This is a genomic window from Streptococcus sp. 2741, from assembly GCF_013276315.1.
In the GTDB taxonomy this organism is placed as follows: Bacteria; Bacillota; Bacilli; order Lactobacillales; family Streptococcaceae; genus Streptococcus; species Streptococcus pseudopneumoniae.
On the sequence record NZ_VMKU01000049.1, the window covers coordinates 1 to 9,410 of the forward strand.

The following is a 9,410-nucleotide window of genomic DNA, read 5'->3' on the forward strand; positions in this document are numbered from 1 at the left end:
AACACCGTTTTGAGGTTGCCGGATAAGACTGACGAAGTCAGTAACATATACCTACGGCAAGGCGACGTTGACGCGGTTTGAAGAGATTTTCGAAGAGTATTATTCGAAAGTATCTCAGTGATTTCCTCATCTATAAGCAAAAAACTTGAAAAAAGTGAATGTTTGCGTTATCATTTTCATATAGAAAGAAAAAGAGGTATTACAGATGGCTATTATCTTACCAGAACTTCCATATGCATACGACGCTTTGGAACCATACATCGATGCGGAAACAATGCATTTGCACCATGACAAACACCATCAAACTTATGTCAACAATGCCAATGCAGCTTTAGAAAAACACCCTGAAATCGGTGAAGACCTTGAAGCCTTGCTTGCTGATGTAGAATCTATCCCAGCTGATATCCGTCAAGCACTTATCAACAATGGTGGCGGACACTTGAACCACGCTCTTTTCTGGGAATTGATGACTCCCGAGAAAACAGCTCCTTCAGCAGAACTGGCAGCAGCAATCGATGCAACATTTGGTTCACTTGAAGAATTCCAAGCAGCCTTCACTGCAGCAGCAACAACTCGTTTTGGTTCAGGTTGGGCATGGTTGGTTGTCAACAAAGAAGGGAAACTTGAAGTGACTTCAACAGCAAACCAAGACACACCAATCTCAGAAGGTAAAAAACCAATCTTGGGCTTGGACGTTTGGGAACATGCTTACTACGTGAAATACCGCAACGTGCGTCCTGACTACATCAAAGCTTTCTTTTCAGTAATCAACTGGAATAAAGTAGATGAATTGTACGCAGCTGCTAAATAATGATAGTTGGAGGGAAGAATTGTTCTTCTCTTTTTTAGGTTATAAGATTCTGGTCTGACAAAATCGTTAGACTTTTTTCATTTTTATGAGAAACGTGCTAACTGCTAGAAATTATGGTAGAATAAAGTATTAAGTAATCGTGAAAAAAGGATATCTATGCGAAAAGAAATTGCACCTGAATTATACAACTATAACAAGTTTCCTGGTCCTGAGTTTCATTTACACGGGGACAAGGTTGAAACGGAAGGGGTCGCTTTTTCCTTGGTGGAAAATATCAAGGATGCCTTTGATGTGACGGCTTTTAATCAGCGTTTTTCAGAAGTCTTAACCAAGTTTGATTATATCGTGGGAGACTGGAGCAACGAACAGCTTCGCCTACGAGGTTTTTACAAGGATGACCGAACAGAAGAAAAACTTGAAAAAATCAGTCGTTTACAAGACTACCTATTAGAGTATTGTAGTTATGGTTGTGCCTATTTTGTCTTAGAAAATGAAGCCCCTAAGCGAGCATCATTTGACAAGAAAATGCGTAAGAAGGAAGAAGAACAGCCTTTTAGAAAAGGAAAGAAACCGACTCAAACAAAACGAAAACCGAATGCAGATAAGAAAAATAGACGTCGTCAGAAAGACCAGCATTCTCAGAAAGAGGACAAGGGACAACGTCATTTTGTCATTCGTCAGAAGTGAGTAGAGAATAAGGAGAAGAAATGAAACCCTCAATTTATAGTTTAACACGTCAAACCATGCAGGAATGGGTATTGGAGCAGGGAGAAAAGAAATTCCGTGCAGATCAAATCTGGGAATGGCTCTATTGAAGAAATGACCAACCTTTCCAAGGATTTGATTGCTAAGCTTAATGACCAGTTTGTGGTCAATCCCTTGAAACAAGGTATTGTGCAAGAGTCTGCTGATGGGACAGTTAAATATCTTTTTGAATTGCCAGATGGAATGCTGATTGAGACAGTACTCATACGTCAACACTACGTTTTATCTGTCTGTGTGACCACTCAGGTCGGCTGTAATATCGGTTGTACCTTCTGTGCCTCTGGTTTGATTAAGAAGCAACGTGACCTCAATAACGGTGAAATCGTAGCGCAAATTATGCTGGTTCAGAAATACTTTGATGAGCGTGGTCAGGATGAACGTGTCAGCCATATCGTTGTCATGGGAATCAGTGAGCCCTTTGATAATTACAACAATGTTTTGAATTTCGTTTGTACTATCAATGATGATAAAGGAATGGCTATCGGTGCTCGTCACATCACGGTTTCAACCTCAGGTTTGGCCCATAAAATTCGTGACTTTGCTGATGAAGGGGTTCAGGTCAATCTTGCCGTGTCTCTTCACGCACCCAACAATGAACTGCGCTCAAGTACCATGAAGATTAACCGTGCCTTTCCGATTGAAAAGCTCTTTGCAGCTATTGAGTACTACATTGAGACAACTAATCGTCGTGTGACCTTTGAGTATATCATGCTTAATGAAGTAAACGACGGCGTAGAACAAGCTTTGGAATTAGCTGAATTGCTCAAGAACATCAAGAAATTGTCTTATGTAAACTTGATTTCTTATAACCCAGTTAGTGAGCATGACCAATATAGCCGTAGTCCCAAAGAGCGCGTGTTGGCTTTCTATGATACGCTTAAGAGAAAAGGGGTCAACTGTGTGGTTCGTCAAGAGCATGGTACAGATAGTGACGCAGCTTGTGGACAATTGCGCTCTAACACAATGAAACGTGACCGCCAGAAGGCAGTCGCAGCGGTAAATCCTTAATGATGAAGAAGACTTATAATCATATTTTGGTCTGGGGAGTCATTTTCTATAGCATTTGCATTGTCTATTTTTGCTTTACTCCTCAAGAACAATCTCCCGTGGGGGTAGAAACTCCAGGTATTCAGCATCTTGGAAGCCTGGTTTTTCTTTTGACTCCTTTAAACTCCCTCTGGAATCTGGGTGAGGTGAGTGATATGGGACAATTATGCTGGATTTTTTTACAAAATATCCTTAATATGTTCTTACTTTTTCCTCTGATGTTCCAACTCCTTTATCTCCTTCCAAACTTGCGGAAAATAAAAAAGGTCCTTCTTTTTAGTTTTCTTGTGAGTCTTGGAATCGAGTGTACGCAATTAATCTTGGACTTTTTCTTTGATTTCAATCGCGTCTTTGAGATTGATGATTTGTGGACCAACACTTTGGGTGGCTATCTGGCTTGGCTCCTTTATAAACGATTATATAAAAACAAGATAAGGAATTAAAATGAGTATTTTAGAAGTTAAAAATCTGAGTCACGGTTTTGGTGACCGTGCAATTTTTGAAGATGTGTCCTTCCGTCTCCTCAAGGGAGAACATATCGGCCTGGTCGGTGCCAATGGTGAAGGAAAATCAACCTTTATGAGTATCGTGACTGGTAAAATGCTGCCAGATGAAGGAAAGGTTGAGTGGTCCAAATATGTGACGGCTGGTTACTTGGATCAACACTCTGTCCTTGCTGAAGGGCAGTCGGTACGTGATGTTCTACGTACAGCTTTTGATGAGCTGTTTAAAGCAGAAGCTCGTATCAATGACCTCTATATGGAAATGGCTGAAGATGGAGCTGATGTTGATGCTCTCATGGAAGAAGTGGGCGAACTTCAAGACCGTTTAGAGAGTCGTGATTTCTATACCTTGGATGCTAAGATTGACGAAGTGGCGCGTGCCCTTGGTGTTATGGACTTTGGCATGGATACGGATGTAACCTCTTTGTCAGGTGGGCAAAGAACCAAGGTGCTTTTGGCTAAACTCCTCCTTGAAAAGCCAGATATCTTGCTGTTGGACGAGCCGACCAACTACTTGGATGCTGAGCATATTGATTGGCTCAAGCGCTATCTTCAAAACTATGAGAATGCCTTTGTCCTTATTTCGCACGATATTCCATTCCTGAACGACGTGATTAATATTGTCTACCATGTGGAGAATCAACAGCTGACGCGTTACTCTGGTGACTACTACCAGTTCCAAGAAGTCTATGCTATGAAGAAATCTCAGCTAGAGGCAGCCTACGAACGTCAGCAGAAAGAGATTGCGGACCTCAAGGACTTCGTGGCTCGAAACAAAGCACGTGTTGCAACACGAAACATGGCTATGTCTCGTCAGAAGAAATTGGATAAGATGGATATTATCGAACTGCAAAGTGAGAAACCAAAACCATCCTTTGATTTCAAACCAGCTCGTACTCCAGGGCGCTTTATTTTCCAAGCCAAGGATTTGCAGATTGGTTATGATCGTCCTCTGACCAAGCCTTTAAATCTTACCTTTGAACGCAATCAAAAGGTTGCGATTATTGGTGCTAATGGTATTGGAAAAACAACTCTCTTGAAGAGTCTCTTGGGCATTATCTCGCCAATCGCTGGGGAAGTGGAGCGTGGAGATTATTTAGAACTTGGTTATTTTGAGCAGGAAGTAGAAGGCGGTAATCGCCAAACTCCTCTTGAAGCTGTCTGGAATGCCTTTCCTGCCCTTAATCAAGCAGAAGTCCGTGCAGCCCTTGCCCGTTGTGGTTTGACAACCAAACATATTGAAAGTCAGATTCAAGTATTATCAGGGGGAGAGCAAGCCAAGGTTCGTTTCTGTCTCTTGATGAATCGTGAAAACAATGTTTTAGTGCTGGACGAGCCGACCAACCATTTGGATGTGGATGCAAAGGATGAGCTCAAACGCGCTCTCAAAGAATATAGGGGATCTATCCTTATGGTCTGCCACGAGCCAGACTTTTATGAAGGCTGGATAGACCAAATATGGGATTTTAATAATTTAACTTAAGAATGAGAGTAAAAGAAATACAGTACCGAATGTGGATACTGTATTTTTTTGGTTTTTAAGATTTAAAATCGTAGTCTTTCACCACTTCGATGCTGTCGATTGTGATAGCAGTAGTTGGCTTGTCTTTTTCATCTTTTTCGGCTTTGGCAATCTTATCTACAACATCCATACCGTCAATCACTTGTCCAAAGACTGGGTGTTTGCCATCAAGGCTAGGGTTTCCCCCTTCTTTATAGGCTTCGATGATTTTCTTTGGATACTTGCTTGTAGGGAGTTTAGCAGAGGTATCTGTAGAGTTTTGGTTGATGAAGAACTGGCTTCCATTGGTGTTTGGTTGACCAGTATTAGCCATAGCAAGAGCACCACGGATGTTATAGAGATAAGGAGTAATCTCGTTTTTGAAACCAGTTCCCTTGTCTTTAGTCTTATCCTTGTCATGCCAGATGGACTGACCACCTGTACCGTCCCCTTTTGGATCTCCAGTTTGGACCATGAAGCCATCGATGACACGGTGGAAGGTAATGCCGTTATAGTAGCCTTCTTTGGCATGAGTGAGGAAGTTTTCAACCGCTAGAGGAGCGAGTTTAGGGAAGAGCTTAATGCGGATATCACCTTGGCTTGTGTGGAGAATCACTTCGGCTTCATCTTCAGCAACTTCCTTAGAAAGTTGCGGGAAATTGGCATTCTCGTTTGTTAAAGCATCGTTTAACTCCTTGGCAGATTGGGCAGCTGCTTTGGAGCTTTCCTCAGCGGCCAAGCTAGAATCTACATAGTCATCACCACGTAGACTGCGTTGGATGCTGCTACACCCAGCTAGGGCTACAGTGGACAGTAAAAGAAGGGTTGCTAGTTTTTTCATTCTGATCCTCTCAAAAATTCATTTCTACCATTGTACCCTAAAAGGAAGTGGATTTCAAATGTTAGTGACAAGACAGTTTAAGAGGAAGCCAACCAAAAATCACTTGATTAGAGATTCTTCTTTGGATGACGGTCGACAATGTCCTGGTACTGTTCCAGTATTTCCTCTCCCTTTGGAGTCAATTTGTAGCCACGAATCGAAAAGTGACAAGCTAATTCTTCTTCTGAAAAATGCTCATGAAGGGCTTGGTCCAAATTTGTAGCCTTCATTTTTAGAAAGTCCAGTAACTCCCTTCTTCTTTAGGATATTCTTTTTTTATGGTAGCGTATTAGATGGTCAAGTGAGTAAAAAGCAGTTTCAATGGACAGCATAACCTTTTTCTACCAGAGTTTTGAGATGCTTAGGAGCATCAATACCATAAGTGTACTCGAAGTATTTAGGAAACCAGATCTTAAGAAAGCTCGTAAAGCATCACAATTAGTAAAGGTTAATTCGAAAGAATTACTATATTTTAAAAGAGCATATTTTCAAAGGATTTTTTCTTTTGGCTTCAATTCCTAATTAATCAATGAACTTAATAGTAGGTCTCGAAAAGAATTATGTTTCCTCTTTCTGTCTGAGTTCAAAGAGGTCTTCTACTTTTAGATTAAAAACTTGAGCAATTTTAAGAGCCATTTCCAGCGAAGGATTGTAACGGTTATTTTCCAAGTGCAGAATTGTCTCGCGTCGAATGCCGATGCGGTCGGCTAACTCCTGCTGGGTCATGCCTGTGGACTCACGAACAGATTTGAGATTAGTAATAATATTGCTTTCTTTGGCCATGCTTATCCTCTACGTTCCAAGATAAAATAGACAACCGCAAAAATGCAAATCAAGGCAGCTATGCTAATAAATATCTGACCCATGTAAAGAGTGAGAACCCCCATATACCCAATGATAACTGATAGGATCATCAGTGCGCCTAGTATAAAAACAAACATCAAGCTAGCTGCCTTTGCTAAATTAGCATAAAAGCGTTCGTCCGGAGTTTCCTTGACATTTTTTAAAGAGAAAAAAACAAATACAATCACTTCAATAACGAGACCAATTCTCAAAATCCATTCTTTAATACCAGAACTTACGCTTGGGGTCGCAACCCAAATCCCTACTGTATAAAAAATGCTTGCTGCAGACACAAGTATCGTGTAAAGCTTAGCAGACAAGTTAAAAATAATCTTTCCCTTACCTTTCTGACTCTTATGTAGCCAGCTACAAATAGCTACAATTTGACCTGACACTGAAATACCAGTAATAACTAACTTGGGTCCCCAACTAAGATTAGAACCAAATAAAACAATAAAATCAATAAAGAGAGCTACGGCAATCATTGCAATGAGGCCACGCATTTTTTGACTTTTTTTCATGATAGACTCCTTTTTTATGTTATAAATATATAACACTTAAATTTCATGTTATAAATATATCACATTTAAATTTAGAAAGCAAGAATTTATGTGTCAAGGTGGCAATTATTTGAAAAAATTTTTTAATAAAAGCCCTTGATAGTCAAATAACTAAAGAATTCTTTGAAGTAATGCATCGGATTTGGTTTGGATAGTTTCGTTAATAATATTTGATGATAAAGAATTTTTGAAAAATCTAGATACTGTATGAATCTCTACTTTTTTTCTTAGACTGTATAAAGTCTGTCAGAATAAGCTTTGTAGGTGTAGAAGTTAATTTTTACAGAGGTTAAGTAAGGATTTCAGTACACGTCAATAGATGTCAAAATACTGATTTTAAGCGATTTTTGATTTTTGGAAACTCATTATATCGCACTACAAATCAATAAAAACTCTACCTTTTTTAGATAAATATATCATCTGGATATTGAAGTTAAGCCCTGCTATCATTTCGATGGCAGGGCTTTTTAATATTTGGTACACTAACTTCTTATCTATATTTTGGTGGATTTTAAGTTGACATCTACAAAGTTTAATGTTAGAATACATTCAAAAATATATTTGAATGAGGTGTTTTATGATTCAAAATGTTGTTACTTCAATAATCCTGTATTCTGGGACAGCCGTAGACTTACTTATTATCCTAATGTTATTTTTTGCCAAAAGAAAAAGCAGAAAAGACATCATTAACATCTATTTAGGACAATTTCTAGGCTCTGTTAGTCTAATATTGCTAAGTTTGCTTTTTGCATTTGTCTTAAATTATATTCCTAGTAAAGAGATTTTAGGTTTACTCGGTTTGATTCCAATTTTCCTAGGCCTCAAAGTTTTGCTTTTAGGAGATTCTGATGGAGAAGCTATTGCAAAAGATGGTTTGCGAAAAGACAATAAAAACCTGATTTTTCTAGTCGCTATGATTACTTTTGCAAGTTGTGGCGCTGACAATATTGGTGTCTTTGTCCCATATTTTACCACCTTAAATTTAGCGAATTTGATAGTGACTTTACTTACTTTTCTAGTCATGATTTATTTCTTGGTTTTTTCTGCCCAAAAATTGGCACAAGTCCCTTCTGTTGGAGAAACTTTGGAAAAATATAGCAGATGGTTTATTGCCGTTGTCTATTTAGGATTGGGGATGTATATTCTGATTGAAAACAACAGCTTTGACATGCTAAGGACTGTGTTCGGCTAGGAGAAAAAAATATGAAAAAAGATAGTATTTGCCAAGTGAATATTATAAATCAACAAAATGTTACAACCGCGACGAACTACCTTGAAAAGGAAAAAGTCCAAAAATCACTTCGTATTTTATCAAAGTTTACCGATAATAAACAGATAAATATCATCTTTTATCTCCTTGCTGTTGAAGAACTCTGTGTCTGTGATATAGCCTGTTTACTAAATCTCAGTATGGCATCTGCCTCCCACCATCTTCGTAAACTAGCCAATCAAAACATCTTGGACACTAGAAGAGATGGGAAAATTATATATTATTTTATAAAAGATGAGGAAATCAGAGATTTTTTTAATCAACTAGGATAACAACTATTTTTACTACTTTTCCATGATTATAGGGGGATTGTATATGAAATTTTTTGAAGAAAATTATTCACATGAACTACCTACTCGTATCAAAAATTTAAGAAAAAAACACAATATTACACAAAGCGAACTAAGCAATGCAGGTCAAGTTAGTCAAGTTGAAAAGGAAAAGCAACAAGTTACCACTTCAATATTGCTTTATTTGAATACTCAAACCGACTTAGACTATAAAGAAATTATTTTTGGAGATATTGCCAAGCTTGTTGAAAATATGTTTTACCACTGCTTCGGCTCTATTTTATTTAGAGATTTGGAAACTGTAAATAAAAGAATGAATTCTTTGTCGGATGATGACTTAATTTCTATACAATCTAGCTGTCTTAGACTTTCCAAGACATTCGCAAATTTCAATATTCAAAGAAAAAAATTTTTGATTTCTGATGAAACTGAAAAAATTATCCATAATGGCAAAAAGGTCATTAAAAAATCAAAAAAGATAAATCAATTTCAACAATAATGGACACATACGCCGAGTTAGCACCGCAAAGAAAGTTAGAATCTGTTAATCTTTATATCGATAAGATTGCTGAACTAACGCAATAACTACTCTACTATTTACTCTACCTTTTATTATGTAGCATTCTAAAAACATTGATGTACCAACGTTTCTAACAGCTAAAATAGAAATTATTTAATCTTTTACAGACCTAAACTATTCCCCTATTTAGAATCTATTAATTCATATTTTATAAATTAATTAGTAGATATCTTTTTTAAAATCCTTGATATTTCGCTGTTTTTAGTCTAATTGAAATCTATACTTTCCAAACCAGATCTTAAGAAAGCTCGTAAAGCTAGCCAGTTCTCTAAAGGTTAAGAACTAGCTACAATACAGTATTTACAACACTTTATACTCAATGAAAATCAAAGAGCAAACTAGGAAGCTAGCCGCAGGTTG

Annotated in this window: 11 protein-coding genes and 2 pseudogenes; 8 read left to right on the top strand and 5 right to left on the bottom strand. The window is 37.9% G+C overall.

The window, feature by feature from the left end:
- Positions 1-205: 205 nt before the first annotated feature.
- The 5 genes and pseudogenes from sodA to HT671_RS05540 all read left to right on the top strand — a co-directional run bounded on the left by sodA (position 206) and on the right by HT671_RS05540 (position 4,609).
- Positions 206-811 (top strand): superoxide dismutase SodA, encoded by a 606-nt coding sequence (sodA, locus tag HT671_RS05520; protein ID WP_050208028.1) that lies wholly within the window; start codon positions 206-208, stop codon positions 809-811.
- Positions 812-967: 156 nt separating this feature from the next.
- On the top strand, positions 968-1,498 hold the full coding sequence (locus HT671_RS05525) for a YutD family protein (protein ID WP_172923083.1): 531 nt from the start codon (positions 968-970) through the stop codon (positions 1,496-1,498).
- A 20-nt stretch (positions 1,499-1,518) separates the two neighbouring features.
- Positions 1,519-2,584 (top strand): annotated as a pseudogene (gene rlmN / locus HT671_RS05530) (23S rRNA (adenine(2503)-C(2))-methyltransferase RlmN).
- Entirely contained in the window at positions 2,584-3,066 is a 483-nt protein-coding gene (locus HT671_RS05535) for a VanZ family protein (RefSeq protein WP_000976714.1), read from the top strand. Before rlmN ends, HT671_RS05535 begins: the two are co-directional and overlap by 1 nt.
- Before the next feature lies 1 nt (position 3,067).
- Positions 3,068-4,609: an ABC-F family ATP-binding cassette domain-containing protein gene (locus tag HT671_RS05540; RefSeq protein WP_000025379.1), complete on the top strand. Its 1,542-nt coding sequence runs from the start codon at positions 3,068-3,070 to the stop codon at positions 4,607-4,609.
- A 55-nt stretch (positions 4,610-4,664) separates the two neighbouring features.
- Here HT671_RS05540 and HT671_RS05545 read toward each other — a convergent pair whose 3' ends face one another.
- The 5 genes from HT671_RS05545 to HT671_RS11625 form a co-directional block, all read right to left on the bottom strand.
- The gene (locus tag HT671_RS05545) at positions 4,665-5,468 is read right to left on the bottom strand and encodes a peptidylprolyl isomerase (protein ID WP_000731911.1); all 804 of its coding nucleotides are present in this window, start codon (positions 5,466-5,468) and stop codon (positions 4,665-4,667) included.
- Positions 5,469-5,575: 107 nt separating this feature from the next.
- Positions 5,576-5,737, bottom strand: coding sequence for a hypothetical protein (locus HT671_RS05550; protein ID WP_007284845.1), 162 nt, complete (start codon positions 5,735-5,737; stop codon positions 5,576-5,578).
- Between the two features lie 328 nt (positions 5,738-6,065).
- Positions 6,066-6,290, bottom strand: coding sequence for a helix-turn-helix transcriptional regulator (locus tag HT671_RS05555; protein WP_023940487.1), 225 nt, complete (start codon positions 6,288-6,290; stop codon positions 6,066-6,068).
- A gap of 2 nt (positions 6,291-6,292) precedes the next feature.
- The gene (locus HT671_RS05560; RefSeq protein ID WP_023935819.1) at positions 6,293-6,871 is read right to left on the bottom strand and encodes a membrane protein; all 579 of its coding nucleotides are present in this window, start codon (positions 6,869-6,871) and stop codon (positions 6,293-6,295) included.
- Positions 6,872-7,285: 414 nt separating this feature from the next.
- On the bottom strand, positions 7,286-7,459 hold the full coding sequence (locus HT671_RS11625) for a FanG protein (RefSeq protein ID WP_078374329.1): 174 nt from the start codon (positions 7,457-7,459) through the stop codon (positions 7,286-7,288).
- 28 nt (positions 7,460-7,487) lie between these two features.
- On the opposite strand from HT671_RS11625, the gene HT671_RS05565 reads away from it, so the two are divergent.
- The 3 genes and pseudogenes from HT671_RS05565 to HT671_RS05575 all read left to right on the top strand — a co-directional run.
- The gene (locus HT671_RS05565; RefSeq protein ID WP_000615747.1) at positions 7,488-8,102 is read left to right on the top strand and encodes a CadD family cadmium resistance transporter; all 615 of its coding nucleotides are present in this window, start codon (positions 7,488-7,490) and stop codon (positions 8,100-8,102) included.
- Between the two features lie 11 nt (positions 8,103-8,113).
- Positions 8,114-8,452, top strand: coding sequence for a Cd(II)/Zn(II)-sensing metalloregulatory transcriptional regulator CadX (gene cadX, locus HT671_RS05570; protein WP_000711082.1), 339 nt, complete (start codon positions 8,114-8,116; stop codon positions 8,450-8,452).
- Positions 8,453-8,495: 43 nt separating this feature from the next.
- Positions 8,496-8,903 (top strand): annotated as a pseudogene (locus HT671_RS05575) (helix-turn-helix transcriptional regulator); the annotation flags it as partial.
- Between the last annotated feature and the right edge of the window lie 507 nt (positions 8,904-9,410).